General features: G+C 64.1%; 25 protein-coding genes. 11 read left to right on the top strand and 14 right to left on the bottom strand.

Annotation, left to right across the window (positions count from 1 at the left end):
* Window positions 1–147 precede the first annotated feature (147 nt).
* The 4 genes from LDZ23_RS03795 to LDZ23_RS03780 form a co-directional block, all read right to left on the bottom strand.
* Entirely contained in the window at window positions 148–1551 is a 1404-nt protein-coding gene (locus tag LDZ23_RS03795) for a sigma-54-dependent transcriptional regulator (protein ID WP_244807821.1), read from the bottom strand.
* Window positions 1552–1874: 323 nt separating this feature from the next.
* Window positions 1875–2108, bottom strand: a complete 234-nt coding sequence (locus LDZ23_RS03790) for a hypothetical protein (RefSeq protein WP_008350794.1) — start codon at window positions 2106–2108, stop codon at window positions 1875–1877.
* A 71-nt stretch (window positions 2109–2179) separates the two neighbouring features.
* The gene (locus tag LDZ23_RS03785) at window positions 2180–2497 is read right to left on the bottom strand and encodes an ElaB/YgaM/YqjD family protein (protein WP_008350795.1); all 318 of its coding nucleotides are present in this window, start codon (window positions 2495–2497) and stop codon (window positions 2180–2182) included.
* Window positions 2498–2545: 48 nt separating this feature from the next.
* The gene (locus LDZ23_RS03780) at window positions 2546–2875 is read right to left on the bottom strand and encodes a hypothetical protein (protein ID WP_008350796.1); all 330 of its coding nucleotides are present in this window, start codon (window positions 2873–2875) and stop codon (window positions 2546–2548) included.
* A gap of 589 nt (window positions 2876–3464) precedes the next feature.
* Between LDZ23_RS03780 and LDZ23_RS03775 the strand changes: the two genes are divergently transcribed.
* The 3 genes from LDZ23_RS03775 to LDZ23_RS03765 all read left to right on the top strand — a co-directional run bounded on the left by LDZ23_RS03775 (window position 3465) and on the right by LDZ23_RS03765 (window position 5902).
* A complete protein-coding gene (locus LDZ23_RS03775; RefSeq protein WP_008350797.1) occupies window positions 3465–4532 on the top strand; it encodes a sigma-54 interaction domain-containing protein in 1068 nt (355 codons plus the stop codon).
* Window positions 4533–4826: 294 nt separating this feature from the next.
* Window positions 4827–5381 (top strand): hypothetical protein, encoded by a 555-nt coding sequence (locus LDZ23_RS03770; protein WP_175981819.1) that lies wholly within the window; start codon window positions 4827–4829, stop codon window positions 5379–5381.
* Window positions 5378–5902: a hypothetical protein gene (locus LDZ23_RS03765; RefSeq protein WP_244807820.1), complete on the top strand. Its 525-nt coding sequence runs from the start codon at window positions 5378–5380 to the stop codon at window positions 5900–5902. The genes LDZ23_RS03770 and LDZ23_RS03765 overlap by 4 nt, the downstream gene beginning before the upstream one ends.
* A 63-nt stretch (window positions 5903–5965) precedes the next feature.
* On the opposite strand, the gene LDZ23_RS03760 is transcribed toward LDZ23_RS03765, so the two are convergent.
* From LDZ23_RS03760 to LDZ23_RS03745, 4 genes are all read right to left on the bottom strand, one after another.
* Complete coding sequence (locus LDZ23_RS03760; RefSeq protein WP_033536674.1) at window positions 5966–6367, bottom strand: type II toxin-antitoxin system HicB family antitoxin; 402 nt, start codon at window positions 6365–6367, stop codon at window positions 5966–5968.
* Window positions 6368–6380: 13 nt separating this feature from the next.
* On the bottom strand, window positions 6381–6581 hold the full coding sequence (locus LDZ23_RS03755; RefSeq protein ID WP_075644177.1) for a type II toxin-antitoxin system HicA family toxin: 201 nt from the start codon (window positions 6579–6581) through the stop codon (window positions 6381–6383).
* A gap of 173 nt (window positions 6582–6754) precedes the next feature.
* On the bottom strand, window positions 6755–8110 hold the full coding sequence (locus LDZ23_RS03750; RefSeq protein WP_033536675.1) for an ABC transporter ATP-binding protein: 1356 nt from the start codon (window positions 8108–8110) through the stop codon (window positions 6755–6757).
* Window positions 8111–8122: 12 nt separating this feature from the next.
* Entirely contained in the window at window positions 8123–9886 is a 1764-nt protein-coding gene (locus tag LDZ23_RS03745; protein ID WP_008350803.1) for an ABC transporter permease, read from the bottom strand.
* A 726-nt stretch (window positions 9887–10612) separates the two neighbouring features.
* Between LDZ23_RS03745 and LDZ23_RS03740 the strand changes: the two genes are divergently transcribed.
* Both LDZ23_RS03740 and LDZ23_RS03735 read left to right on the top strand, forming a co-directional pair.
* Entirely contained in the window at window positions 10613–12298 is a 1686-nt protein-coding gene (locus LDZ23_RS03740) for a sensor domain-containing diguanylate cyclase (RefSeq protein ID WP_034471417.1), read from the top strand.
* A gap of 120 nt (window positions 12299–12418) precedes the next feature.
* A complete protein-coding gene (locus LDZ23_RS03735) occupies window positions 12419–12682 on the top strand; it encodes a hypothetical protein (RefSeq protein WP_008350806.1) in 264 nt (87 codons plus the stop codon).
* Between the two features lie 31 nt (window positions 12683–12713).
* Here the strand turns inward: LDZ23_RS03735 and LDZ23_RS03730 are convergent, their stop codons facing one another.
* Window positions 12714–14054, bottom strand: a complete 1341-nt coding sequence (locus LDZ23_RS03730) for an ATP-binding protein (protein ID WP_008350808.1) — start codon at window positions 14052–14054, stop codon at window positions 12714–12716.
* Window positions 14038–14760: a response regulator gene (locus LDZ23_RS03725; protein WP_008350810.1), complete on the bottom strand. Its 723-nt coding sequence runs from the start codon at window positions 14758–14760 to the stop codon at window positions 14038–14040. The genes LDZ23_RS03730 and LDZ23_RS03725 overlap by 17 nt, the downstream gene beginning before the upstream one ends.
* Window positions 14761–15005: 245 nt before the next feature.
* Here LDZ23_RS03725 and LDZ23_RS03720 point away from each other — a divergent pair, with 245 nt between their 5' ends.
* Window positions 15006–15602, top strand: a complete 597-nt coding sequence (locus LDZ23_RS03720) for a Spy/CpxP family protein refolding chaperone (RefSeq protein WP_244807819.1) — start codon at window positions 15006–15008, stop codon at window positions 15600–15602.
* A 69-nt stretch (window positions 15603–15671) separates the two neighbouring features.
* On the opposite strand, the gene LDZ23_RS03715 is transcribed toward LDZ23_RS03720, so the two are convergent.
* Window positions 15672–16370, bottom strand: coding sequence for a pirin family protein (locus LDZ23_RS03715; RefSeq protein ID WP_008350815.1), 699 nt, complete (start codon window positions 16368–16370; stop codon window positions 15672–15674).
* A gap of 356 nt (window positions 16371–16726) precedes the next feature.
* Between LDZ23_RS03715 and LDZ23_RS03710 the strand changes: the two genes are divergently transcribed.
* From LDZ23_RS03710 to LDZ23_RS03690, 5 genes are all read left to right on the top strand, one after another.
* Window positions 16727–17413 (top strand): ABC transporter permease, encoded by a 687-nt coding sequence (locus LDZ23_RS03710; RefSeq protein WP_008350817.1) that lies wholly within the window; start codon window positions 16727–16729, stop codon window positions 17411–17413.
* 27 nt (window positions 17414–17440) lie between these two features.
* Window positions 17441–18154: an ABC transporter permease gene (locus LDZ23_RS03705; protein WP_008350819.1), complete on the top strand. Its 714-nt coding sequence runs from the start codon at window positions 17441–17443 to the stop codon at window positions 18152–18154.
* A gap of 25 nt (window positions 18155–18179) precedes the next feature.
* Entirely contained in the window at window positions 18180–18959 is a 780-nt protein-coding gene (locus LDZ23_RS03700) for an ABC transporter ATP-binding protein (protein WP_008350821.1), read from the top strand.
* 550 nt (window positions 18960–19509) lie between these two features.
* Window positions 19510–20658, top strand: coding sequence for a porin (locus tag LDZ23_RS03695; RefSeq protein ID WP_008350822.1), 1149 nt, complete (start codon window positions 19510–19512; stop codon window positions 20656–20658).
* A gap of 332 nt (window positions 20659–20990) precedes the next feature.
* Window positions 20991–22100, top strand: a complete 1110-nt coding sequence (locus LDZ23_RS03690; protein WP_008350824.1) for a porin — start codon at window positions 20991–20993, stop codon at window positions 22098–22100.
* Between the two features lie 78 nt (window positions 22101–22178).
* Here the strand turns inward: LDZ23_RS03690 and LDZ23_RS03685 are convergent, their stop codons facing one another.
* From LDZ23_RS03685 to zwf, 3 genes are all read right to left on the bottom strand, one after another.
* Window positions 22179–24089 (bottom strand): bifunctional transcriptional regulator/glucokinase, encoded by a 1911-nt coding sequence (locus LDZ23_RS03685; protein ID WP_033536676.1) that lies wholly within the window; start codon window positions 24087–24089, stop codon window positions 22179–22181.
* Window positions 24070–24780, bottom strand: coding sequence for a 6-phosphogluconolactonase (gene pgl / locus LDZ23_RS03680; RefSeq protein ID WP_175981807.1), 711 nt, complete (start codon window positions 24778–24780; stop codon window positions 24070–24072). Before pgl ends, LDZ23_RS03685 begins: the two co-directional genes overlap by 20 nt.
* A gap of 128 nt (window positions 24781–24908) precedes the next feature.
* Window positions 24909–26369, bottom strand: coding sequence for a glucose-6-phosphate dehydrogenase (gene zwf / locus LDZ23_RS03675; RefSeq protein WP_244807818.1), 1461 nt, complete (start codon window positions 26367–26369; stop codon window positions 24909–24911).
* Between the last annotated feature and the right edge of the window lie 55 nt (window positions 26370–26424).

The raw sequence follows: 26424 nt of genomic DNA, 5'->3' as shown, positions 1-26424 counted from the left end.
TCGATCGGCAGCAAGGGCCATGCCCCTGAGACACATCGGCTACGTTCGCTTCTGAGACATTATCGGCGTAGAAAACGCGCCTGCCAATGAAAAACGCCTGCGGTTTTACAAGCCGCAGGCGTCGATTTGTCTAAAGATACGCGAAGTTCAGGAATTTTCGCTGTCGGAATCGCTTATGTCGCCGCCTTCGCCGACGGCAGCCTTGTTCGCATCCTCGCCGTACTCGACGAGCCGGTTATAGAGCGTTTTCAGGCTGATGCCGAGGATTTCCGCCGCGCGCGTCTTCACGCCGCCGCACTGATCGAGCGTCGCCAGAATGAGCTGACGGTCGGCCTGCGCGAGCGACGTGCCGAACGGAATCGTCACCGCCGTGCCCGCCGACGGCTTCGAAAGCGAAATCTGCAGCGGCACGGTCGCGGTGCTGTCCGAGTCCGACGCCGACATGATGTACGCGCGCTGCACGTAGTTCTTCAGTTCGCGCACGTTGCCGGGCCAGTTGTACGACGCCAGCATCTCGCGGACGGCGGGCGGGAAATCCTTTTTCGTGTTGTACCGGGCGTTCAGTTCGTCGAGAAACGCCTGGCCGAGCAGCTCGACGTCCTTGCCGCGCTCGCGCAGCGGCGGCAGGTTGATCGGGAACACGTTCAGACGGTGATAAAGGTCGAGGCGCAGCTTGCCTTCGAGCACGGCCTGCTCGGGATCGCGATTGGTCGCGGCGATCAGGCGCACGTCCGTCTCGATTTCCTTGGTCGTGCCGACGCGCATGAACATGCCCGTCTCCAGCACGCGCAGCAGTTTCACCTGAAGCTCGATCGGCATTTCCGTGATTTCGTCGAGGAACAGCGTGCCGCCGTTCGCGCGTTCGAAATAACCCTTGTGCTGCCGATCCGCGCCCGTGAACGAGCCGCGCTCGTGGCCGAACATCTCCGATTCGATCAGGTTCGGTGAGATCGCGCCGCAGTTCACCGCGATGAACGAATGCTTGCGGCGCAGCGAGAGCTCGTGCAGCGTCTGCGCGGCGACTTCCTTGCCGGTGCCCGACTCGCCGATGAGCAGCACCGATGCCGCCGTCGGCGCGACGCGGCCGACCTGGTCGTAGACGGTCTGCATGGCAGGTGAATTGCCCAGCATCAGACCGAAGCGGCCCATGCGGCGCAATTCGCCGCGCAAGGTGCCGATTTCCGCTTTCAGGTCGCCGGCGCGCGGCAGGCGCGAAAGGATGGCCTTCACGCGCTGCATGTTGATCGGCTTGACGAGGTAGTCGGCGGCGCCCATCTTGAGCGCGCTGACGGCGGATTCCACCGTCGCGTGTCCCGTAATGACGATGAACTCGACGCCCGAGCGCGGATCGAGATCCTCGAACAGGTCGACGCCCGTGCCATCGGGCAGTTTGAGATCGGTGAATACGACGTCCGGCGTTTGCCGCACGAGCTGGATGCGCGCCTCGCGCAGATCGCTGGCGGTGGCCGTCGTCAATCCGTCTTCGCCGATGATCGCGGCTAGCGCCTCGCGGGTACTGGGATCGTCATCGACAATCAATACGTGTGGCATTGCGTTTCGAATTCTTCCTAAGCGTTTCAGGGTCACACGCCAGGTGGCGGCGTGGTCTTCTCCGCGCGGCGGCGCTGCCGCACGGGCCGGTGCGATTCGCGGTTACGGCCGAAAAAAGATAATCGGCGTCACGCAGAATGCGCGAAAAATAAAATAATTTCCGATTTCTGCACGCTTGATTCGGCCCAAGTAAGTTTTTCCATTTAGGCAACTTATGGCCGAAGTTTCACTGATTATAAGCGTTTATCAAGATGAAAACGCACGCTGGTCCAGCGTGCGTTTGATTGATCGGACCATTAATTCGGCCGAATGTCTGAAGTGAATCAACTCCGCGGAAAATGCCATGCATCGGCGGTGCCGCCGACCGCACCGTGGCCATTTACGGCCTGCCCGCTCGCGCCGGTGGCGGGCGTGAGCACCTTGCCGCCCTCGTCTTCCCAACGGCTCAGATCGCGTGCAGTGCGCCGCCCGGCGTCCTGAGACTGCACCCACTTCCATGCGAGAACGCCGCCTAGCGCGAACAGCGCGCCGAAAATTCCGATTGAAGGCCGTGCCATTTGTGTTCTCTCCTTCGTCTAATGAAAATCGCCGCTGTCAGGAAAGCCGGCCGGAGCGATAAAGCTGTAAATCACCGCGAAACCAGAAGTCCCACCAGAAAACCGACGCCCGCCGCCATGCCGAGCGATTGCCAGGGATTGTCCTTCACGTATTTCTCGGTGCAATCGACGCCTGCGCGGTATCGGCTTTGCGCACTCGCCTGTGCATCTTCGAGCGCGCCGCGCGCCGAATCGACGTGATCGCGCAGACGCGAGCGCAGCGCATCGACGCCCTCGCCTGGCAGCGTCGCCGACAAGCGCAGCAATTCCTCGGCGTCGTTCAGCAGCACCTTGATGTCTTCGATGATCTTTTGCTTGCCCAACGCAAGCTGGACAGTCGTTTGACTCATGGAATGTAGTCCTCGCCCAAGTGGGTTTGTCGGGATCGTCGGCGCGCGTCAGCGCGTTTCGGCGACAGGCACGCCCGCGACGCGGAGGCGCTCGCCCGCCGCGCTGCGCGCGCGCAGGCTGCGCACGACGCCGCTCGCCATCAACGCGCCGCCCATCGCGCCGAACACGAGGCTCGTCACGTTCGCGGCACGCGCGAGCGCTGGCGTGCCCGCCGCATAGCCTAGCACCGCGCACATCAGCGCGGTCACGAGCGCGACAGCGGCCCAGTGATAGATGTCGATCGGCTCGCCGGCCGTGAGTTCCTTCCGGGTCCGGGCCGGCCGCGTGGGAATCGAGCGCGGATGTGCGCCCCCGTCGAAGTTGAAAATGTCTTCCATGATGCGTTGCCTCTCTCGCCCATCCTCGTGTGTGCGCCTCCGAGACCGCGCCCGTCGGCAATTTCTCGAATATGAGTCACGATGTGAGCCCTATCTTGCAGCTTTCGTGCCAGATCCGGCGACATCGCGCAGGACTGCCGATGGGAGGCGAACCCGCCGACGATCGGGTAACAATTACGCCGTCGCCTTGTAAATTTTCAGTACGGCAAGGAGAACCTTTCCGGAAGCGCCGCGAGGGCCCGCGCGATGCAGACAAAATGCGCTGAACGGCCGGCCCGCGCATTGCCGCAATGTCGTTGCGAATGGTTAAATAGCGTTTATGAGATAGGTGCGTTTGCAACGAACCGGCTCTGAACAAGCAGCCGATGCAGACGCGCCTGGACCGACGCTCAACCAGGAACGACGCTCACGGATCGCGTGAGTCTCAAGGGCAGCGCGCAAGGGCGCGTCATATGCCGATGCGCGCGGTCATCCACGGTTGCGCCGCTCGCGCGCGCCGAGCCGCGCCAGGCCGATTGCGACCGGAAGCGCCCGCGCGAGTCCGCCGCCCGCCCACTACATACGCAGCACTCAGGAACGATCAGGACACATGGCGTCAACCGATCTGGATCAGCCGCCCGCCGCGGTCGGCGATACACCCGCGCAAAGAAAACGCAACACGGGGGAAGTGCCGGGCTTGAAGTCTTATGGACTGCTCTATGGCTCGTCGCCCGTGATGCAGGAGTTGTACGCGCAAATCGAGCGCGTGGCCGCGACCGATGCGACCGCGCTCATCATCGGCGAGTCGGGCACAGGCAAGGAGCTCGTCGCCCGTACGATTCACGACCACAGCGCGCGCAAGGACGCGCCGTTCATCGCGGTGAACTGCGGTGCGATTCCCGACAATCTCATCGAGGCCGAGCTCTTCGGCCACGAGAAAGGCAGCTTCACGGGCGCGGTGCAGGGACGCATCGGCTATTTCGAGCATGCGAACGGCGGCACGCTCTTCCTCGACGAAGTGACCGAGATGTCGCCCGTGCGCCAGGTCAAGCTGCTGCGCGCGCTGGAAACAGGCACGTTCTTTCGCGTCGGCGGCAACGATCTCATCAGCTCCGATGTGCGCGTGATCGCGGCGACGAACCGCGATCCTGTCGCGGCCGTGAAGGAAAACGGCCTGCGCGAGGATCTCATGTACCGGCTCGCCGTATTCCCGCTGCGCGCGCCGCCGTTGCGCGAGCGCGACTCGGATCGCGAACTGCTCGCACAGCATTTCCTGTCCGAAATGAACGCGCAGGAGGGCACGAACAAGGTCTTCAGCAAACGCGCGCTCGACGTGCTGCGCACGTATTCGTGGCCGGGCAACGTGCGCGAACTGAAGAACACGGTTTATCGCGCGTTCATTCTGGCGGAGAAGACGGTGGAGATCGCGCATCCGCATCTCGCATCGCGCGTGAAGAAGCCGGTCACGCAAGGCGACGCCATGAACGTCTGGGTCGGTACGCCGCTCGCCGATGCGCAGAAGCAGATCATCCTCGGCACGCTCAAACACTGCGGCGGCGACAAGCGGCGCGCCGCGAAAGCGCTCGGGGTGAGTCTGAAGACTTTGTACAACCGCTTGGGCGCGTACGAAAACGAGGACACCGAGGGCAGCGACGCGTCGTCGAATAGCGAAAGCTGAAGCGTATCCGAGGCGATATCCGCATGACCGGGAAGCGAGCGCAGACATCCGCGCTCGCTTTTATTTCGCCCTCGGTGCGGTACGTGGATCGAAACGTGCTCTTCACGCTTGCAATTTCTTGCAATTTTCTCAAACCGGTAATTAGAAGCATGCTTCAAAATGCGCGGAGCCCGCGTGCGCGTTTCGTCGCTTCGCGTTGCCGGGCGGTGACTTGAGGGCGGAACCTCAAGTAGATTCGAGGCCCTCGAACCCCGATCGCAAGCGTCGGGAAACGGAAGACGAAGGAAAAGCAACATGCAGATCAGGGTTCATCGGAGCGGGTCGCGTGCCGCCGCGCTCGCCGCGATCGTTTCGGGCGCCATCGCTTGCGTGAGTCTCAGCGGATGCAATTCGCTCTACAGCGAAGGCGCGACGGCCGGCGCCGGTATCGCGGGCGCCGCGGTGGCAAACAGTGTCACCAGCAACGCCGCCGTCGCAACGGGCATCGGCCTCGGCGCGGTCGCCGCCGCGCGCGCGGGCGTGCAGTACACGCAGCGCGTCGCGCATACCTACTCGCAGGATCAGATTGCGACCGTCGCCGGTCCGCTCGCGGTCGGCGCGGTTGCGCCGTGGAAGGCCGTGCATTCAGTGCCGATCGAGGACGACGAAAAAGGCCGCGTGACGGTGAGCCGCACCATCAGCAGCGGCGTGCTCGAATGCAAGGAGATCGTGTTTTCCGTCGATCGCGACGCGACCAAGGACCGCCCCGCCGACAGCGCGTTCTACGTGGCATCGGTATGCCGCGACGGCAACAAGTGGAAGTGGGCGTCCGCCGAACCGGCTACGCCGCGCTGGGGCGCGCTGCAATGACGCTGTCTTTCGACGTATCTTTTGCGCTGCGTCTTGGGCTCGTCGCTGCCGGCGCGGCCGCGTGCCTGACGATGAGCGGCTGCGCATCGATCGGCGCCGCGACGGGTGCGGTGGCGGGCGTCGCGACCGGCGCGTTCACGACGAACCCGGCTGTGGGCCTGGGCGTCGGCATCGCGGTGCAGGCCGCCACCGACGAACTCGTCGCGCGCACGATGAAATCGCTGCATCAGGATCAGCAGGTCATGATCGCGGTGACGGCGGGCATGTCGCAGGTCGGCGAAACGCGGCCATGGAAGGTCAAGCATACGTTGCCGGTCGAGAACGGCCACGGCGAGGTGCGCGTGCTGCGCGAGTTCAATAGCGCGCTCGCGAGCTGCAAGGAATTCGCGTTTTCGGTCGTCGATGGCGACGATGCGAAAGCGCCCGCCGAGTGGTTCGTCGCTACGGCCTGCCAGCAATCCGAAGGATGGAAATGGGCGTCGGCGGAACCGGCCGTCGAGCGTTGGGGGAATCTGCAGTAGGTTTCCCGCGGCTGGATATCGAACGCGCGGCGCTCGTCACGAGCGCCGCGCTTTTTTGCGGTCTCAGCCGTTCGCGATCGCTTCGAGCGCGACCCGCGCCAGAAAGCCGCTGCGGGTTTCGTGGCGCGCCTCGACGTAGCTGTCGATCTTGCGCAGCACGAATCGCGGCAGGCTGATGTTGATGCGCTCGGGACGCGAGTCGAGCTTCGAGAGATCGACTTCGACGTAGGCCCAGATTGCCGTGGCGAAGTCGGGGTTCGGCATCAGATCTTCAATCGGGGAAGGCACCAGCGAAACGTCCAAACCGTCCTCTATAAGAATCGAGACGTGGCTGTAGATTGCCTCCTTCGTATTTTTAATTGCCTCGTCGACCGTCTCTCCCGCAGAAAAAACGCCGGGAATGTCAGGCACGGTAACGCCGTAGCAACTGTCCGGGTCTTTGTGAATGGCGACTGGGAATTCCACTTTCGAATCTCCGTTATGAAGAGTACAGCCGGTTGAGCAACCCGGCCGTCTTGAGGACGCTTCTTACCGTTCCAATGGAAAGATCTTTTCGGGGATGAGGCACCGTGACCAAGCTCATATTTCCCCGACGTTTGAAATGATGGTGACTGCCGACAATTCGGTCCAAGTGCCACCCGTCATCCAGCAGCATTCGTATCAAGCGCGATGAATCCATCTCGTCTCCGAACGCTGCGTGTGTAGCTTTACACACGCAGCAACACTGTTCAAGACGAAAACGGTACGATTCAACGCACCGCGCGAACATTCAGCCAAACGGCCAACGCGCAAAGAAAAAGCGCGGCGCCGTCGCCGGCAACCGCGCTTCGCGTGCTTGCATCCACAGGAAACTCAAGCCTCCACGTCCTCCAGGCTCAGCATCTCGGTCTGATCGTTGTACGAGAAAATTTCCCCGTAGCGGCCCCAGTCGATAACCGCATCGAGCGTTTCCTGCGCGGCCTTGTCGGAGAGAAAGTCCTCCAGTTCCTGCTCGAAGCGCAAGCGCGGCGCGCGATGCCCAGGCCGCTCGTTCAGCACCTTCTTGATCCGCGCCGCCAGCGGCACGTGCCGCAGCAGATGCTCCGCGAACATCATCTTGCGCTCCTGCGTGCCGAACTCCGCGAACACGCGCGCCTGCGGCGTCAGATAGATGTCGCCCTCGCGCACGTCCGCGAAACCGAGATGTTGCAGCACTTCCGCGATCGGGAAGAGATCGTCCACTTCGAGATGCAGCGACCGCGCGATTTCCGGCATGTCCGCGCGGCCGTGGTACGGCTCGGCCGCGAGCGTTTCGATGAGACCCGCCATCAGGTTCGTCGAGACTTCGGGCAGCCAGCTTCCCAACTCCAGCCCCTTCTTCTTCGCTTCGCCCATCTGCCGCGCGGTCATCTTCGCGTAGATATCGTCGACGAGACGCCGGAACGCCGGATCCAGGCGATTGCGCGGATGCTTGAACGGCACCTTGATCTCGGCCATCACGCGGCCCGGATTCGACGACAGCACGAGAATGCGGTCGCACATGAACACCGCTTCCTCGATGTTGTGCGTGACGATCAGCACCGACTTGATCGGCATGCGCCCTTGCGTCCACAAATCGAGCAGGTCGGTGCGCAGGTTTTCGGCGGTGAGCACGTCGAGCGCGGAGAACGGCTCGTCCATCAACAGCAAGGTCGGATCGACGACCAGCGCCCGCGCGAAACCCACGCGCTGACGCATCCCGCCCGACAATTCACGCGGATACGCGTTCTCGAAGCCGTCGAGACCGATCAGGTCGATCGCGGCCAGCGCGCGCTCGCGCCGCTCGCGCGCGGCCACGCCTTGCGCTTCCAGACCCGCTTCCACGTTCTGCAGCACGGTCAGCCACGGAAACAGCGCGAAGGTCTGAAACACCATCGCGACGCCCTTCGCGGGACCGCGCAACGGCTCGTTCAGATAAGTGACTTCGCCGCCCGTCGGCTCGATCAGCCCGGCGATGATGCGCAGAAGTGTCGACTTGCCCGAGCCCGAACGTCCGAGCAATCCGACGATCTCGCCTTCGCGCAGCGAGAGATTCGCATCGTCGAGCACGAGCAGTTCGCCCTGCGTCTTGTTGAAGCCGCGGCTCACGTTCGCGACGCGCAGGATTTCCGCGCCGAGACGCGGCGGCGTGCCCTGGGGTCGCCGCGAGTCTTGCGCAGCGGACGTCTGCGTAGTTTTCAGGTTCTGCATCGGAACTCGTCCTCAATCCAGCCGGAGTCTTGCTTCGGCGTAGGCGTATAGCGGGCGCCACAACAGTCGGTTGAACAGCGTGACGAACAGCGACATCACGGCGATGCCAAGAATGATTTTCGGATAGTCGCCCGCGGCGGTCGTCTGGGCGATATACGCGCCGAGACCATGCGCGACAACCTCCGTCTTGCCCCACGACACCGCTTCCGCGACGATGCTCGCGTTCCACGCGCCGCCCGAAGCGGTGATCGCGCCGGTGATGTAGTAAGGGAAGATGCCGGGGAGCATGCACTTCTTCCACCACTGCCAGCCGCGAATCTGGAAGTTGGTCGCGGCCTCGCGATAATCGTTCGGGTAGGAAGACGCGCCCGCCACCACGTTGAAAAGGATATACCACTGCGTGCCGAGCACGATCAGCGGCGAGAGCCAGATATCCGGGTTCAGATGCCAGCGCACGATCACGACGACGAACACCGGAAACAGCAGGTTCGCCGGGAACGCGGCGAGGAACTGCGCGAGCGGCTGGATCTTCTCGGCGAGCGCCGGGCGCAGGCCGATCAGCACGCCGAGCGGCACCCAGATCACCGAAGCGATCGCGATCAGCACGACCACGCGCAAGAGCGTGATGAAGCCGAGCACGAACACGTGGCCGACTTCGCTCCACGTGACGCCCGTCGCGACGAACGACGCGACCTTCCACACGACGAACACCGTGACTAGCAGCACGGCCGTGCCCCACGCGATATCGCCCGCGCGCGTGGACGGCACCTTCGCGCGCAGCGGCAGGCCGACGTTTTCCAGCGCGCCCTGCAGCGACGGCAGCTTGATCGGCACGCGCGCCGCCTTCGCGAGAATCCAGCCGGCCGGAACCAGCAGACGATGAATCAGGCGCGTGCGGCGGATCAGGTCGAGCAGCCACGACTTCGGCTCGTCGCCGGAACTCGTGTTCTCCATGCGGAATTTGTCCGCCCACGCGACGAGCGGGCGGAACATCAACTGGTCGTAGGCCAGGATGACGACGGTCATCGCGAGAATCACCCAGCCGATCGCGGAGAGATTGCGCTCGCCGATGGCGGTCGCGAGATACGCGCCGATGCCCGGCAGTACGATCGTGCGGTTGCCGACCGTGATCGCCTCGGAGGCGACCACGAAGAACCAGCCGCCCGACATCGACATCATCATGTTCCAGATGAGGCCCGGCATCGAGAACGGCACTTCGAGCTTCCAGAAGCGCTGCCAGTTGGTGAGATGAAAACCGCGCGAGACTTCGTCCAGATCGCGCGGCACCGTGCGCAGCGACTGATAGAAGCTGAACGTCATGTTCCACGCCTGGCTCGTGAAGATCGCGAAGATCGCCGCGCATTCGGCGCCGATCACGCGCCCCGGGAACATGGCGAGGAAGAACGTCACCGTGAACGAGATGTAGCCCAGCACCGGCACCGACTGGAGAATGTCGAGAATCGGCACGAGCACGATCGACGCGCGCCGGCTCTTCGCCGCGAGCGTGCCGTAGATCAGCGTGAAAATGAGCGACGCGACCATCGCCAGCAGCATGCGCAAGGTCGTGCGCAACGCGTATTCGGGGAGATTCGCGGGGTCGAGCGAGATCGCCTGGGTCTGCAGGGTCGAGATCGGCGCCAGGGTCTCGTGGAAACCGACTGCGGCGAGCGCGATGATGCAGATGATCATCGGGAACGCGACGAAATCCCAGCGGTTGGGCAGGATCCGCCACGCCGACGCATTCGCCGTGCGATTCAGATTGAAACCAAATTCCATGCAAGGCCCTCCCCGTAAGGCTTTGTTCCGACCGCGCCGGGCGCGGGATGTTGCTTCTGACGGCAGATAACCGTCAGGCGGGCAAGAAGCCTCTGCCCGGGACGACCCCATGCTCAACGCACGGAGCCGCCGAAACGACGACACGTTCAGTTCGCAGCGCGGCGCCAGGCAGTCGCCGCGTCAGACGATCCCCGTTCTGAACCGCGCGACACTACACCAACCCGCGTGACAGGCACAACCTTCATGCGGTCCGGCACGCGAATCATGCGATGTTTCTGTTGCTCTTCGGCACGGCACGGGCAAAATGAAGGGCAGCCCGCGTCGAATGCGCCCGGCGCTCGTGCTTTCGCTTCCTTTCAGTTTGGCTGCGGCTCGCCGCTATTCGACGAAGAAGCGCCAGCGCGTGCGCCCGGCGCGCGTCCGTTGTGTTGGACAGACGTCGCACGCCGTGACATGGCGCTTGATAGGCGGCAAAAAACATCGTCCAATCTGGGCTTATCACAAACAATAATTTGAGCGCCGATGCGATGCGAGACGCCAGATCCGAGCCGAATAACCGCCTGAGCCGCGCCCGCCGCCCCGTTGCGAGCACAAGCCGGAATACGGCAGACATCACGCGCTGCAATCCACACGCCCGCGTCGACCGCCATGTGCACACCGCGCCGAATGGCCGGCATGGCGCATGCGACCTTTGTCTCGCGTGAACCTCCCATGCGCGCGCGTCCGATGAACAAACTCATCCTGCACCGTGTGATCGCGACGCTCGGCATCGCCGCGTTGGCGTGCGCGTGCTGGGTGGCCGCCGGCTTGTTGTCGGACCGAATGGTACAACAGGAGATGACGGCGACGGTGCGTACCGAGCGTCAGATGGCGGGGTCGATCGTCGACAACATGGCGCAGATCATCGCGAGCGATCTGGCGATGTCGCGCGCCATTCCCGCCACGCTCGCGCAGATGGACCTCACGCAGCGCGCGCTCGCGGAGTCGCGGAATTATGCCTCGAACCCGGCCGGGACGGAACTCGAACGCCGCAAGGACTGGACCGCGCGCCCCGCGCTCGAAAAGGTCAATCACTTCCTGCACGACGCGCAGGGCTTCTCCGGCCTCGACTCGATCTGGCTCGTCAACGAGCGCGGCTTCTGCATTGCGTCGAGCAACGCCGCCGACGACGACAGCTTCATCGGCTACGACATGAGCGCCCGGGGCTATGTCGCCCGCGCGCTGCTCGGCGGCTTCGTCGAGATGTACGGCGTCGGGCGGCTGTCCGGCGAGCCGGGCATCTTCATCGCGGCGCCCGCTTACGAAGACGGCATCCTGGTCGGCGCGGTGATCGCCAAAGTGAGCATCGACCGGCTGCGGCACTGGGTGTCGCGCGCCGGCACCTTCGTGACCGATGAAAACGGCGTCGTCGTGATGGCGCACGACGGCCGGCTCGAATACCAGGCGATGCCCAATGCGCCCATCGCGCGCATGACGGAGCGCGAACGCGTCGAGCACTATCGGCGCGAGTCGTTTCCGGAGCTGCGCATCGCGCACATTGGCGAGCAGATGCGCGCCTCGGAGCACTGGCTCGCGCCCGCGCTCGCGCAAACCTTCTACGCCGCGAACGGCAGCAACGTGCCTTCGCTCTACGACGAGCGCACGGGTCTCAATTCGGGACTGTCGGCGCATATCGTGCATCCGCTCACGAGCTGGCCGGAGATCAGCCGCAATCACAGCCGCGACCGCTTCCTCGTGTTCCTGACGATGCTCGGCGTCGTGACGCTCGCGATCGTGATCGCGACGTCGTATTCGCGTGAGCGGCGCCTGCACCGCGCGACCCGCGATCTCGCTGAACAGCTCCAGTCGGCCAATACGCTGCTTTCGGCCGAAGCGCGCCACGACGCGCTCACCGGCGCCCTCTCGCGCCGCTATTTCCTCGACACGCTGCGTCACGAAGTGGAGCTCGCGCGCTCGGTCGGCACCCCGCTGTCGGTGGCGATCGCGGATCTCGATCACTTCAAGCAGATCAACGACCGCTTCGGGCACGCGTCGGGCGATCGCGCGCTGGAGCATTTCGTCGAAGTGTGCCGTGCGCAGCTTCGTCCGAGCGATGCGATCGGGCGGCTCGGCGGCGAGGAATTCGGCATCCTGCTGCCGCAAACCCCGCTCGCCGACGCGCACGCCGTGCTTGAGCGCCTGCGGAAGCGCTTCCATCACGAGCACTGCGCGCATCTGCCGGACGACGCGGCGCTGTCGGTATCCATCGGCATCACGGAGCTCGCGCCCGACGACGCGCTCGAATGGATTCTCTCGCGCGCCGACCTCGCGCTTTACGAGGCGAAATCGCGCGGGCGCGACCGCAGCGAAGTGCGCCCCGCCGATCCCGGCCCGTCCACCCGGCATCCCGAAGACACGCTGGCCGGCAAGTAGCCGGCCGAACCGGCGCGTCGAGTCACCGCACGGTCATGCGCGTGCCGCGACGCGCACGCATCGCGCAGGTATCATCGATGTTCGAAATCGAATGCCGCTGGCGTGAATCGGGAGGATTGCATGAAGGGAAATCTGGTCATCGTGTGCCGGGATCAGGACGCAGAAACGTTCGACCACCTGCTCGCCGAGTACGGCTCTTTTCAGACGCGGCTGTCGTCGACGACGTGGTTCCTGAAGATCGATCTCGCGCCCGAGGTGATTCAGGAGGAGATTCTCTCGCGCCTCGGCAAGTACACGACGCACTACATCTTCGAGGCGTCGACGGTGACGTACAACACGGTGGACAGCGAAGCGGCGTCCGCGCTCGAAACCCTGTTCGACTGACGCCGCTCCGCCTCTCTGACCGAGCGCGCCGTTACAGCGCGCGCTCTTCGTGCTGCGACCCGGCGCGGCGCTCCTGCACCGGCCGCGTGGCGCTGTCGAACGGAAAGGTCATCGTGACCTGCAATCCGCCGTCGGCACGATTGCCGATCTCGCACTCGCCGCCCGCACGTCGCGCGAGCCGCTCCACGATCGCGAGTCCGAGCCCGCTGTGGCCGCTGCCGCCGCGCGCCGGATCGAGCCGCACGAAAGGCCGGCTCGCCTTGATGAGATCGTCCGGCGCGATGCCCTTGCCGTGATCGGACACCGACAATACCCAGCCCTTGGCTTCCCGCCGCGTCTCGATGACGACCGGCGGCGCGCCGTATGCATGGGCGTTATCCAGCAGATTCGACAGCAACCGGTCCAGCGACGCCGCCGGCAGCGCGAAAGCGGGCCCCGCTTCGAGCTTCAAGCGGATCGGCTGCGCGTCCGGCGACACCGCGCGATACGCCCGCGCGATCCGCTCGCACTGCTCGTCGACGGGAACCGGCTCGCTGCCGTCCGGGCGGTCGTGCGCGAACACGAGGAACTGGTCGACGATATGCGCCATCGAATCGACATCGCGCACGACGCCGTCGCGCATTTTGTCGTCGTCCATCATTTCGGCGCGCAGACGCAGGCGCGCGAGCGGCGTCTTCAGATCGTGCGCGACGCCTGCAAGCATGACGGCGCGATCGTTCTCCGTCTGCGAGACCTCGCGGACCATCTGATTGAAGCCGTGCGTGAGCTGCCGCAATTCGCGCGGACCGCGCTCCGGCACGGGCGGCGTCGGCTGGCCGCGTCCGAAGCGCCCGACCGCCTGCGCGAGCGCGCGCAGTGGCGACTGCAGCTGCCACGCGCCGAAAAGCGCGGCGAGCACGGCGGTCGAAAAGATCAGCGCGAGCCAGACGAGCATGCGGTCGCGCGAGCGCGGCGGACGCAGCGGCTGCACCGGCACGACGACCCAGCCTGCGTCCTTCGCGCCGTGCACCCAGACGCTCGGCGGGCCGCCGGGCTCGTTGAGACGCACGTCGGTGCCGTCGGGCAGACGGTCTTTCAGATCCTCGACAAAGCGCTGCAGCGGCGGCGGCGTGCCCTCGTCGGGCTGCTTCGGCACGTCCGGGCTATCGAGCGCCACGAGGCGCACGCGCGGCGGCAGCGGTTGATCCGGCGTATTGGCGATGTGCTGGCGCACCGCCTCGACCAGGAACACGGCCTCCTCGACGGCGAAGCGCGTCTGCACGTTATCGCGCTCGAAGCGGATGATCGCGAACCACGCCACATGCGACAACACCAACATGCCGATGACGATGACGACCAGCCGGCCGAACAGCGTGTCAATTGCCCGGCGCATTTTGCTCGCCGTCCGGCACGAACACGTAACCGCGTCCGCGCACCGTCTGGATGAAGCGCGGCGCCGACGGATCGGTTTCCAGGATGCGGCGCAGGCGCCACACCTGCACGTCGATGCCGCGATCGGTGCCGTCGTACTCCGGACCGTGGAGCAATTCGAGCAGGCGCTCGCGCGTGAGCGTGCGCATCGGGTTGTTCACGAAAATTTTCAGAAGCGCGAATTCGCTGCCCGACAGCGTGAGCGGCCTGTCGTCCTGTTGCAGCGTGCGCGACTGGAAGTCGAGCCTGAAGCGGCCGAACGAATACGGTTCGCGCTGCTCCGGCGCGGCGGACGGAATCGTGCGGCGGCGGCGCAGCACGGCCTGCACCCGCGCGAGCAGTTCGCGCGGATTGAACGGCTTGCCGAGGTAATCGTCCGCGCCGAGTTCGAGGCCGACGATGCGGTCAACGTCGTCCGCGCGTGCGGTCAGCATGATGACGGGGATGTCGTCGCCGGATGCGCGCAATGCTTTGAGCGCGGTCAGCCCGTCGACGCCCGGCATCATCAGGTCGAGCACGATGAGATCGGGCCGCTCGCGTTCGATGCGGCGTTCGAGACCGCCGGCGTCATGCAGCACCGATACCTCGATGCCCTGCCGGACCAGATAGTCGCGCAAAAGGTCGCGCAGTTCGGCGTCGTCGTCGACGACAAGTATTTGCGTAGTCATGGAATGGAGTTTAGCGCGTGCGTCAGACCTCGATTGATGACAGGCCTGCCATAAGGGTTACGGGGTGTTACGACGAAAGCGAGGCGTAAACCTGCGTAACAAGCCTAAACCATGCCGTAACACGCCGTGCACGGCGAACCCCTACGCTGTGTCTCACCGACAAGCGCGAGACCTCCACGCATCAACCCGTACGTCGATGCAGGTTTCGCGGCTTCGGCTTCGAAAACAATCAAGGGAGTATCAAGATGGCCAAGCAATATCGCATCCTCACCGCCGCCGCTGCCGCAATCGCGCTGACGTTCGGCACGGCCTACGCCGCGACGAACGACGCGCCGCCCCCGCCGCCTCCGGGCGGTCCGGCCATGATGGGCGGCCCCGGCGGTCACGGCGGCCACCGCATGGAAATGCGGATGCAGAAGCAGCTGGACGAACTGCACGGCCAGTTGAAGCTGAACGCGGATCAGGAAAAGCTGTGGCAGACCGCGCTCACGACGATGAAGCAGAATCGTCAGGCGATGCGCGAAAGCTTCAGGCAGATGCACGATCAGATGAAGTCGATGGAAAACCAGCCGATCCTCGACCTGAACGCGATGCACGCCGCGCATCAGAAGACCGAGCAGCAGAACGAGCAGTTGCGCGAGCAGACCGCGACCGCGTGGTTGAACTTCTATAACGCGCTGAACGACCAGCAGAAGACGACGGTCAGCACGGCGCTGAAGAAGCACTTCGCGAAGATGCGCGAGCACGAGCAGAAGATGCACGAGCGCTGGGGCAAGCACCGCGGCGGCCCGGACGGCGCACCGGGCGCGGCGGCGGGCGCATCCGCCACGGCCAAGCCGTAAGCCGTCTCGGCGCATGAAAGAAGGCCGCGGAGCATGCGCTCCGCGGCCTTCTTTACATCAGTGGAACGATCAGGCGAGGTCGAACAGCAGCACTTCCGCGTTATCGCCCTTCTCGATCGTCACCTTCGACACGTCTTCGAGCTTCACGGCGTCGCCCGCGCCGAGCGCTTCGCCGTTGACCGTCACCGCGCCGCGCGCCACATGCACATACACGCGGCGGCCCGCCGGCACGTCGAAGTCCGCGCGCTCGTCGCCGTCGAAAAGTCCCGCGAAGATGCGCGCGTTCGCGCCGATCTTCACCGAACCGTCGGTGCCTTCCGGCGATGCGATCACCCGCAGGCGGCCGCGCTTTTCATCGTCGGCGAAGCGCTTTTCCTCATACCCGGGCGCGCCGCCCGGCGCATCCGGAATGATCCAGATTTGCAGGAAGTGCGCGGTGTCCGTCGGCGAACCGTTGAATTCGCTGTGGCGCACGCCGGTGCCGGCGCTCATGCGCTGGACATCGCCGGGACGGATCGTCGAGCCGTTGCCCATGCTGTCGCGATGCGCGAGCGCGCCCTCGAGCACGTAGCTCACGATTTCCATATCGCGATGGCCATGCGCGCCGAAGCCCTGTCCGCCCGCGACGCGGTCCTCGTTGATCACGCGCAGCGCGCCGAAGTGCATGTGCTCGGGATCGTAGTAATCGGCGAAGGAGAAGCTGTGATACGAGTCGAGCCAGCCGTGGTTGGCGTGACCCCGTTCGTTGCTGCGGCGAATCTCGATCATGGTATTTGCTCCCGCCCAAGGCGTTGTTTTGCGATGGAGAGAATGTAAGGGCGACGCCCTTCCGAAACAACGCGCGCCACGGCACTACATCGTTCCGCTGATGCATGTAATCGGACACATCCTGCTTCGAACTCGCGCCCTGGCCGGCTTCGGGTAAAATACCGCGCTTTTCCGGGCGGCGACGGGTTGGGAACGCCCGCGAGACGCCGGGAACGCGCCGCGATGCGCCGGAAAAACGCATCGGAAACGTTGGCAGGGTTAGCAGCAGCGGCTGCTCGCAATTTTGGCCATCTAGAATACCGACCGCCGCGCTCGTCACACTCCATGCACGTCAGGCACCTTACCAAGGAATCACCATGTTGCAAGGCTACGGTCCGCTGATCCTCGCGGGCACCTGGCAGACCGTCAAGCTGGCGGTGCTGTCGCTCGTGTTCGCCTTCGTGATCGGCCTGATCGGCGCGGCGGCGAAGCTGTCGAAGAACCGCGTCGCGTCGGGCGTCGGCACCGTCTACACGACGCTCATCCGCGGCGTGCCCGATCTCGTGCTGATGCTGCTGCTCTTCTACAGCATCCAGATCTGGCTGAATCTCTTCACCGACGCGATGGGCTGGGATCAGATCGACATCGATCCATTCCTCGCCGGCATTCTGGTGCTCGGCTTCATCTACGGCGCGTATTTCACCGAAACCTTCCGCGGCGCGTTTCTTTCCGTGCCGCGCGGCCAGCTCGAAGCGGGCGCGGCCTACGGCATGACGCCGTGGCAGACCTTCGCGCGCATCATGTTTCCGCAGATGATGCGTTTCGCGCTGCCGGGCATCGGCAACAACTGGCAGGTGATGGTCAAGGCGACGGCGCTCGTGTCGATCATCGGTCTCGCGGACGTCGTCAAGGCCTCGCAGGACGCGGGCAAGGGCACGCTGCGTTTCTTCTTCTTCACGCTGCTCGCGGGCGCGATCTATCTCGCGATCACCACGATCTCGAATCTCGTGCTGATCTGGCTGGAGCGGCGCTATTCCATCGGCGTGCGCAAGGCCGACCTCTAATCGGTCCATTACAGGGCGGCAGGGATCATGATCGAAATCATCCAGGAATACTGGAAGAATTACCTCTTCACCGACGGCTACCGCATCACCGGTCTCGCGATCACGATGTGGCTGCTCGTCATCTCCATCGGCCTCGGCTTTTGTCTTTCGGTGCCGCTCGCGGTCGCGCGGGTGTCGAAGAACAAGCTGCTCTCGCGTTCGGTGTGGCTCTATACCTACGTGTTTCGCGGCACGCCGCTCTATGTGCAATTGCTGCTCTGCTACACGGGCCTGTATAGCCTCCAGGTCGTGCGCGATCACATGCTGCTTTCCGAGTTCTTCAGAAGCGGGATGAACTGCACGCTGCTCGCGTTCACGCTGAATACGTGCGCCTACACCACCGAGATTTTCGCCGGCGCGATCAAGGCGACGCCCTACGGCGAAATCGAAGCCGCGCGCGCGTATGGCATGTCGAGCTTCACGCTGTATCGGCGCGTGATTCTTCCGTCGGCGTTGCGGCGCGCGCTGCCTTACTACAGCAACGAAGTCATTCTGATGCTGCACGCGACCACCGTCGCGTTCACGGCGACCGTGCCGGACATCCTCAAGATCGCGCGCGATGTCAACTCGGCGACGTATCAGTCGTTCGAGGCGTTCGGCCTCGCCGCCCTGCTCTACCTCTGCATTTCGTTCGCGCTCGTGTGGCTGTTCCGCCGCGCCGAGCATCGCTGGCTCGCTTATTTGCGGCCGCAAGGCAAATAAGTTCACCGCCGCTCAAGGACCGTTCATGATTTCCCAGCAGCACAAGCTTTTCGTCGATGACATTCACAAGCAGTACGGCAGCAACGAAGTTCTCAAGGGCGTGTCGCTGAAGGCGAAGGCCGGCGACGTCATCAGCATCATCGGGTCGTCGGGCTCGGGCAAGAGCACGATGCTGCGCTGTATCAACTTTCTCGAACAGCCGAATCAGGGGCGCATCTTCGTCGACGGGAAAGAAGTCCGCACGATGAAGGACAAGACCGGCGCGCTGAAGGCGGCGGACGCGCAGCAATTGCGGCAGGTTCGCTCGAAACTGTCGATGGTCTTCCAGCACTTCAATCTCTGGTCGCACATGAACGTGCTGGAGAACGTGATCGAGGCGCCCGTCAACGTGCTCGGACTTTCGCGGAAAGAAGCGGAGGAGCGCGCGCGTACCTATCTGGAGAAAGTCGGGCTCGCGCCGCGCGTGGAGAAGCAGTACCCGTCGCATCTGTCGGGCGGGCAGCAGCAGCGCGTGGCCATCGCGCGGGCGCTCGCGATGCATCCCGATGTCATGCTCTTCGACGAGCCGACCTCCGCGCTCGATCCGGAGCTCGTCGGCGAAGTGCTGAAGGTGATGCAGACGCTCGCCGAGGAAGGCCGCACGATGATAGTCGTCACGCACGAGATGGCGTTCGCGCGCAACGTGTCGAACCATGTGGTCTTTCTGCATCAGGGGCGCATCGAGGAAGAAGGCCATCCGGATGCCGTGTTCGGCAACACGAAGAGCGAGCGCCTGAAGCAGTTTCTGTCGGGCAGCCTGAAGTAAGCGATCGCTGCCGGAAGCAGCCTTCCACTCCAAAAAAAGCGTCCGTGAGGCGCTTTTTTTACGCCCGGCCGCAAGGCTTTAGACCTCTTTCGCGCCCTGACTCGACCTAGCGCCGCGGCGAGCGCGCGTCAATAGGCGACAAACCTGACCCCGAAACTTACATGCCGCTGAAGCCCTGATGGAATAAGGCTTTGCGGCGTATTTCCCATCCTGTGGGTCGACTGCCTAGCACATGGGCATTGCATTTTTGACACAAACGGTCGGCGATCGTCATTTTTCTTTGGCGACCATAACGTAATTTGTTAAATTGGTAACGAAAGTACCAAAACGAAGTACACAAAAAGTAGTTTTACTTCAAAAGTCCAAAAGAAACTGAGGAACGGCACCGATCGACGGATCGGGGTCAGATTCGCGCCCACGACGTGCGAATCGTCACTAGCACTACAGCCCGCGCGTGTCCTTCCTCTGAAAACATTTTCGGTTGGGTGCGCTCGCATCGAACCACACAGCAGCACTTGGGTTCTATTTCTTGACAGGGTTGGAGGAGATGATGAAGAAAGCTTTGCTCGCGTCGGCAGCACTGCTGGCGTTCAGCGCGGGGGCGCACGCTCAGAGCAGCGTGACGCTGTATGGCCGCCTGGACGCGGGGCTCGAATACATGAACGGTGTGCCGACCGGTCCGGCCGGCGCGCCCGCCACCGGCTCTTCGCACCGCTTCAAGGCGGAAAGCGGCGATTGGGGCACGAGCTTGTGGGGTTTGAAGGGCGTCGAAGATCTGGGCGGCGGCTATCGCGCCGTGTTCCAGTTGGAAGGCAGCTTCAACACCATGACGGGTCAAGGCCCGGGCGGCGGCGGCCTCTTCAATCGCTGGGCGACGGTCGGTATCGCGAACAATCAGTTCGGTACGCTGTTGCTGGGTCGTGAACTCTTCATCGCCAACGGCGTATGGGACTTCGATCCGTTCGGTCAGTCGAACTGGTCGTCCGCATCGCTGGTGCGTGGCCGCAACTGGCCGCAGTCGAGCAACAACATTTCGTACCAGTCGCCGAAGTTCGCGGGTTTCGACTTCTACGGTCAGTACTCGCTCTCGAACGCGACGAACTGGAACGGTAACGGCACGACGCCGCAAGGCCGCGAAGCGGGCGCGTACATCACGTACACGACGCCCCTCTTCCAGATTCGCGGTATGTACGACGAAATCCGCAACCCGGCAAACGGTACGCTCGGCGGCGCGTACAACCCGATCGACGGCGGCTCGGGCGGCAACGGCGTCTATGCGTACTCGCGCGAGTACACGGCGATGTTCAACCTGTTCCTCGGTCAGTTCAAGGTACAGGGCGCTTATCAGGCAATCCGCAGCTCGGGCATGACGGGCCAGTTGCCCGGCCAGCCGACCACGCTCGATCACGAATGGGGCGGCGTGACGTGGCAAGCCACGCCGGCAGCAGCGCTGATCGCGGCGGTGTACCACGTCAACGGCAACAACGGCGCGGGTAACGCGACCATCTACACGGTCGGCGGCTCGTACAACCTGTCCAAGCGCACGCTGCTCGACCTGCAGGTTGCGACGGTGCAGAACAGCAAGGCCGCGAACTACGGTCTGAACGCCAACAACTATGGCTCGGCTGCTTCGACGGACAACCCGTTCCCTGGCCACAGCCAGACGGGCGTGTACGCAGGTATCCAGCACTCGTTCTAAGCAACGGGTCTGACAGAAAAGTCTTTTAGAAGGTTTTCACGCTGCTGCGAGAGGCGCGTATCGGTGCGGTGCCCGAAAGGGTATCGCACCGTTTTTTATTGGATCGCGAGACTTTCGGGCGTTTGCAGTTGGGCATAACGAACGTCGATGCCGACGGTATCCTGCCCGCGCACGACATTTGTCAACTCGGCAACTAAAACTACAAAACCGGGCATCCGACAAAGTAGTTCTACTTCACAATCCCTCCGAATTCGAGAAATGACGCGGATCGCGGCGTGATCGCGATGCCTCGTCATGCACATGTTTTCTTTGACAGCGTTTTGGAGGGGATGATGAAGAAGGTATTGCTCGCGTCGGCAGCACTCATGGCGTTCAGCGCAGCGGCACATGCACAGAGCAGCGTGACGCTGTACGGCCGCATCGACGCGGGACTCGAATACATGAGCGGCGTGCCCGACGGCGCCGGCGGCAGCACGCATCGTTTTCGCGCCGAAAGCGGCGATTGGGGCACGAGCCTGTGGGGCATCAAGGGCGCCGAGGACCTGGGCGGCGGCAACCGCGCCGTTTTCCGGCTGGAAAACGGCTTCAACGCGATGAACGGCCAGGCGCAAGGCAACCTCTTCAATCGCTGGGCGACGGTCGGTATCGCCAACGATCAGTTCGGTACGGTTCTGCTCGGCCGTGAGCTCTTCATCTCGAACGGCATATGGGACTTCGATCCGTTCGGTCAGTCGAACTGGTCGTCGGCATCGCTGGTGCGTGGCCGCAACTGGCCGCAGTCGAGCAACAACATTTCGTATCAGTCGCCGAAGTTCGCGGGCTTCGATTTCTACGGCCAGTACGCGCTGTCCAACGCGACCAACTGGAACGGCAACGGCACCACGCCGCAGGGCCGTCAGGCCGGTGCGCAGATCACCTACACATCGCCGCTGTTTCAGGTGCGCGGCATCTACGACGAGATCCGCAACCCGGCGAACGGCACGCTCGGCGGTGACTACAGCACGGGCAACGGTGCCTACGCCTACTCGCGCGAATACACGGCGATGTTCAACGTGTTCCTCGGCCAGTTCAAGCTGCAGGGCGGCTATCAGGCGATCCGCACGTCCGGCATGACGAACCTGCTGCCCGGCCAGCCGAGCACGCTCGATCACGAATGGGGCGGCGTGACGTGGCAAGCCACGCCGGCAGCGGCGCTGATCGGCGCGGTGTATCACGTGAACGGCAACAACGGCGCGGGCAACGCGACCATCTATTCGGTCGGCGGTTCGTACAACATCTCGAAGCGCACGCTGTTCGACATTCAGATCGCCACGGTGCGCAACAGCAGCACCGCGAACTACGGCCTGAACGCCAACAACTACGGCACGTCGGCGGCGACGGACAACCCGCTCGTCGGACACAGCCAGTCGGGCGTGTACGCGGGCATCCAGCACTCGTTCTGACGCGCCGGTTCGATCCGCAAGACAAAGGGCCGCCGATTCGCATCGGCGGCCCTTCGTTCATCGCGCTTCGAAAGCGCTTCAGTCGCGCGCCATTCCCGATGCGCCGTGGCTCAGCCAGTCGAGCACGGCGGCGGCGTCATCGTCGCTCGACTGACGCGCCTTCGCGACCGTCTCGCTGATCTTCGCGCCGGGCTTCGGCGCGGCACGGCGAATCGCGACGCCGACCGCGAGAATGTCGATGATGACGAGGTGCAGAATGCGCGAGATCATCGAAAGCTGCGACTCGCGGATCTCGATGTGATCCGTCTCCAGCGCGACCGTCGCGCGCTTGGCGAGCGGCGTGTTGCTCGACGTAATAGCGATGACCGTCGCGCCTTGCTGCATCGCCACTTCGAGCACGCGCAGCAGTTCCGGCGCGCGCCCCGACTTCGACACCGCCACGATCACATCGCCCTTGCCGAGCAGCGCCGCGGACGCCGCCTGCATGTACAGGTCGCCGTACGCGATCGTCGGAATGCCGAAGCGGAAGAACTTGTAGTGCGCGTCCTGCGCGACGATATTCGAATTCCCGAGCCCGTAGAACTCGATGCGCCGCGCGCCGTTGAGGATATCGATCGCGCGCTCGACGTTCTCGAAGTTCAGATGCTCGCGCAACTGCAGGATCGCCGACACGGTGTTGTCGAGCACCTTCGCGCCGAAGTCCGTGGCCGTATCGCCGAGATGCACCTGGCTGTGGCTCACCGGAATGGTGCCGGTCAAGCCGGTCGCGAGCTTCAGCTTGAAGTCGGACAAGCCCTGGCAGCCGAGCGAGCGGCAAAAGCGGATTACCGTCGGCTGGCTGACGTCGGCCTTGCGCGCGATGTCGATGATCGGATCGTTGATGATCGAGCGCGGATGATTCAGCGCGAGATCGGCGACGCGCCGCTCGGCGGGCGTCAGCGCGTCACGCATCTGGCGGATGCGTTCGAACACGGCCGACGAACCGCTGTTCGCGCGATTCGACAACTGTTCCGACAAAATCGCCGACACGCCGAGAAACGCCGGATATTCCGCCGTGATGATGTACGTCGGAATGCCCGACAGATACTGCTGGAAGCGCCCTTTCGACTCGAAGCGCTCGCGAAACGGCGACTTGTGGAACAGCTCGCCGAGCTTCAGCACGATGCCGCCGCCGATGTAAATGCCGCCCAGCGCGCCCAGCGTCACCGCGATATTGCCCGCGAACGTGCCGAGGATCGCGCAGAAACAGTTCACCGTTTCGAGCGCGAGCGGCTCGCCTTGCAGCGCGCGCGTCGTGACATCGGCGGCGGTGAAGGTGTCGGCGACCGTGACGTTGTCGCGCTCCGCGAACGCCCGGTAGATCAGCTCCAGCCCCTGCCCCGCGCACACGCGCTCGAACGAGACGTGCGGAAACTTGCGGCGCGCATAGCGGGTGACGAGGTCTTCGTTCTCGTCGAACGGCGAAAACGTCGCGTGACCGCCTTCGCTGCCGAGCGCGATCCAGCGATCGTCCGCCGGAATCAGCCCGGAGACGCCCAAACCCGTGCCGGGGCCGAGCAGACCGATCACGCTGTTCTGCCGCCGCGAGCCGCCGCCGACCTGTTCGCGCTGGGCGTCGGTCAGGCCGGGCAGCGCCATCGCGAGCGCGGTGAAGTCGTTCACGACGAGCAGCGTGTCGAAGCCGAGCGCGCGGCGCGTCGCCTCGATCGAGAAGCTCCAGTCGTGATTGGTCATCTTCACGTGATCGCCGTCGACCGGATTCGCGATCGCGATCGCCGCATGATTGACGCGGCCGACCTTCGTGTCCTTCAGATACTGCTGCATCACCTCCGCGATGCCGGGGTAATCGGCCCCCGGATACACGCGGATCTGCCCGATCTCGCCGGTTGCGGTCTCCAGCGCGAAGCGCGCGTTCGTGCCGCCGATGTCGGCCAGAAGCCGCGGTCCGTCGGCGTGCTGAGCCGCTGTCTTATGCACACCAGTAGACATCGAGCTTCACTCCTTCAGCGTGGGCCAGCGTCGAGATGGCGTTTTTTTGCGGCGCGGCGAGCGCCGCGTTCAGGACGTCGAGTTTCTTCTGCCCGGCGATGAACAGATACAACTGCCCGATCTGCTTGAGCGCCGACATCGACAGGCTCACGCGCGCATGCGGCGCCGCGCCCGGATGCACGGCGATGAACCGGTCCGGCGTGGAGATCGCGAAATCCCATTCGGGCGCGTCGGCGAAAATCGAGGCCGTGTGGCCGTCCTCGCCCATGCCGAGCACGGCCACGTCCGGCAGACGGCGGCGCGGATCGGCGTTCAGTTCGGCGATGTGCGCCTCGAGCGGCTTGGCCGTATCGACGAGCGGCAGGAAATACGCCGACGCCGCCGCGTTCTGCAGCAGCGTGTCGCGCACGAGCTGCGCGTTGCTCGCGGAATCGGTTTCGGGCACCCAGCGGTCGTCGACGAGCGTCACGTCGATGTGCGCCCAGTCGAGCGGCTCGCGCGAGAGCGACTGCAAGAACGGTTTCGGACTCGTGCCGCCCGAGACCGCCAGCGTGGCGTGAGCGGTTTGTCCGGCGGCATCGGCCGATGCCGCGCCTCTTGCCGCGAGGGACGCTTTCAGCGCGTCGCTCACGGCTTTCGCCAGCGCGTTCGAATGGGCGCGCGGATCGTCGAAAGTATGAAGCTCGATCACTGCTCCTCCTGCTTGTTCTGGTTTATCGATCCGCTTTCTGTTCGCGCCGTCGCAATGACGGGCGAAGCGGTGTCCTGAATCTTCGTGCGCGCCGCGCGCCTCTTGCGGGCTGCGTCGGCGTCACTCCCTCAATTCTCTTCTTCCAGCCAGCATGTGCCCGCCTGCGCGAGCATCGCGCTCGATGCCGCCGGTCCCCACGTGCCCGCCGCATACGGCTTCGGCTTGCTGGTCGCCGATGCCCACGCGTTCAGGATCGGCTCGACCCAGCGCCACGCCGCTTCCTGCTCGTCGCGCCGCACGAAAAGCGCGAGGCGGCCGTGAATCACATCGAGCAGAAGCCGCTGATACGCCTCCATCTGTCCTTCCTTGAAGAACTGATCGAACGCGAGATCCAGATGCACGCTCGCGAGGTTCATGCCCTCGCCCGGCTGCTTCGCCAGGCAGTAGAGACGAATCGACTCGTTCGGCTGCAACCGGATCACGAGACGGTTCGCGCCCGCGCGCAATGCGTTCGCGCCGAGCGCCGAATGCGGCACCGCGCGGAAATTCACGACGATCTCCGCGACGCGATCCGCGAGCCGCTTGCCGGTGCGCAGGAAAAACGGCACGCCCGCCCAACGCCAATTCTCGATCTCCACCTTCAGAGCGACGAAAGTTTCCGTCGTGCTGTCGGGGCGCACGCCCGGCTCGGTCACGTACGCGGGCACCGCCGTACCGCGGATCACACCCGCATGATATTGCCCGCGCACCGCGACGCGGCTGATGTCGCGCTCGTCGACGGGCTTGAGCGCGCGCAGCACGCGCAGTTTCTCGTCGCGCACGGAGTCGGAGTCCATCGAGTGCGGCGGCTCCATCGTCACGATGGAAAGCAACTGGAGCAAGTGGTTCTGCACCATGTCGCGCAGCGCGCCCGTATTGTCGTAGAAGTCGCCGCGCGCTTCCACGCCCAGTTCCTCGGCGATCGTGATCTGGATGCTCTCGACCCATTCCCGCCGCCACAGCGGCTCGAAAAGCGCGTTGCCGAAGCGCAGCGCGAGCAGGTTCTGCACCGGCTCCTTGCCGAGATAGTGATCGATCCGATAGATCTGCTCTTCCTGGAAGATTTCGCCGACGGCGTCGTTGATCGCGTTCGACGACTTCAGGTCGTAGCCGAGCGGCTTTTCGAGCACGATGCGCGCGTTCTGGTTCAGGCCGACATCGGCCAGCGCCCGGCAGATCGGCACGAACAGCGACGGCCCCGTCGCCAGATAGAAGACGCGCGTGCCGTCGAACCGGGCGAGCGCGTCGCGCAAGACGACGAAGTCCTCCGGACGTCCCAGGTCCAGCCCGACGTACTCGAAGCGCTCGATGAAGCTCTGCCACGCGGCTTCATCGATGCCGTTCTTCGCTACATGCGGCTTCACGTGATCCTCGACCCACGCGCGGTATTCCTCTTGCTGCTTGGCCTCGCGCGCGACCGAGACGATTCTGCCCGCCGGATTGAGCATGCCCGCGCGATGCGCCTCGAAGAGCGCGGGAAGAATCTTGCGCATGGAGAGGTCGCCGGTGCCGCCGAAGAGTACGAAGGTGAAGTTCGAGTCGCTTTGCATGAGTCTCTACGTGGGTTCGAGAGCGGATGTGAGTCGAATCGGGGCGAGTCGCCCG

Source organism: Caballeronia zhejiangensis, assembly GCF_022879815.1.
Lineage (GTDB): Bacteria > Pseudomonadota > Gammaproteobacteria > Burkholderiales > Burkholderiaceae > Caballeronia > Caballeronia zhejiangensis.
This window is presented reverse-complemented; position numbering and strand designations above follow the sequence as displayed.

What these genes read in the sequence shown, in the direction of transcription:
- LDZ23_RS03795 (WP_244807821.1), bottom strand. Translation starts at nt 1,551, where the DNA reads ATGCCACACGTATTGATTGTCGATGACGATCCCAGTACCCGCGAGGCG.
- LDZ23_RS03790 (WP_008350794.1), bottom strand. Translation starts at nt 2,108, where the DNA reads ATGGCACGGCCTTCAATCGGAATTTTCGGCGCGCTGTTCGCGCTAGGC.
- LDZ23_RS03785 (WP_008350795.1), bottom strand. Translation starts at nt 2,497, where the DNA reads ATGAGTCAAACGACTGTCCAGCTTGCGTTGGGCAAGCAAAAGATCATC.
- LDZ23_RS03780 (WP_008350796.1), bottom strand. Translation starts at nt 2,875, where the DNA reads ATGGAAGACATTTTCAACTTCGACGGGGGCGCACATCCGCGCTCGATT.
- LDZ23_RS03775 (WP_008350797.1), top strand. Translation starts at nt 3,465, where the DNA reads ATGGCGTCAACCGATCTGGATCAGCCGCCCGCCGCGGTCGGCGATACA.
- LDZ23_RS03770 (WP_175981819.1), top strand. Translation starts at nt 4,827, where the DNA reads ATGCAGATCAGGGTTCATCGGAGCGGGTCGCGTGCCGCCGCGCTCGCC.
- LDZ23_RS03765 (WP_244807820.1), top strand. Translation starts at nt 5,378, where the DNA reads ATGACGCTGTCTTTCGACGTATCTTTTGCGCTGCGTCTTGGGCTCGTC.
- LDZ23_RS03755 (WP_075644177.1), bottom strand. Translation starts at nt 6,581, where the DNA reads ATGGATTCATCGCGCTTGATACGAATGCTGCTGGATGACGGGTGGCAC.
- LDZ23_RS03750 (WP_033536675.1), bottom strand. Translation starts at nt 8,110, where the DNA reads ATGCAGAACCTGAAAACTACGCAGACGTCCGCTGCGCAAGACTCGCGG.
- LDZ23_RS03745 (WP_008350803.1), bottom strand. Translation starts at nt 9,886, where the DNA reads ATGGAATTTGGTTTCAATCTGAATCGCACGGCGAATGCGTCGGCGTGG.
- LDZ23_RS03740 (WP_034471417.1), top strand. Translation starts at nt 10,613, where the DNA reads ATGAACAAACTCATCCTGCACCGTGTGATCGCGACGCTCGGCATCGCC.
- LDZ23_RS03735 (WP_008350806.1), top strand. Translation starts at nt 12,419, where the DNA reads ATGAAGGGAAATCTGGTCATCGTGTGCCGGGATCAGGACGCAGAAACG.
- LDZ23_RS03730 (WP_008350808.1), bottom strand. Translation starts at nt 14,054, where the DNA reads ATGCGCCGGGCAATTGACACGCTGTTCGGCCGGCTGGTCGTCATCGTC.
- LDZ23_RS03725 (WP_008350810.1), bottom strand. Translation starts at nt 14,760, where the DNA reads ATGACTACGCAAATACTTGTCGTCGACGACGACGCCGAACTGCGCGAC.
- LDZ23_RS03720 (WP_244807819.1), top strand. Translation starts at nt 15,006, where the DNA reads ATGGCCAAGCAATATCGCATCCTCACCGCCGCCGCTGCCGCAATCGCG.
- LDZ23_RS03715 (WP_008350815.1), bottom strand. Translation starts at nt 16,370, where the DNA reads ATGATCGAGATTCGCCGCAGCAACGAACGGGGTCACGCCAACCACGGC.
- LDZ23_RS03710 (WP_008350817.1), top strand. Translation starts at nt 16,727, where the DNA reads ATGTTGCAAGGCTACGGTCCGCTGATCCTCGCGGGCACCTGGCAGACC.
- LDZ23_RS03705 (WP_008350819.1), top strand. Translation starts at nt 17,441, where the DNA reads ATGATCGAAATCATCCAGGAATACTGGAAGAATTACCTCTTCACCGAC.
- LDZ23_RS03700 (WP_008350821.1), top strand. Translation starts at nt 18,180, where the DNA reads ATGATTTCCCAGCAGCACAAGCTTTTCGTCGATGACATTCACAAGCAG.
- LDZ23_RS03695 (WP_008350822.1), top strand. Translation starts at nt 19,510, where the DNA reads ATGAAGAAAGCTTTGCTCGCGTCGGCAGCACTGCTGGCGTTCAGCGCG.
- LDZ23_RS03690 (WP_008350824.1), top strand. Translation starts at nt 20,991, where the DNA reads ATGAAGAAGGTATTGCTCGCGTCGGCAGCACTCATGGCGTTCAGCGCA.
- LDZ23_RS03685 (WP_033536676.1), bottom strand. Translation starts at nt 24,089, where the DNA reads ATGTCTACTGGTGTGCATAAGACAGCGGCTCAGCACGCCGACGGACCG.
- zwf (WP_244807818.1), bottom strand. Translation starts at nt 26,369, where the DNA reads ATGCAAAGCGACTCGAACTTCACCTTCGTACTCTTCGGCGGCACCGGC.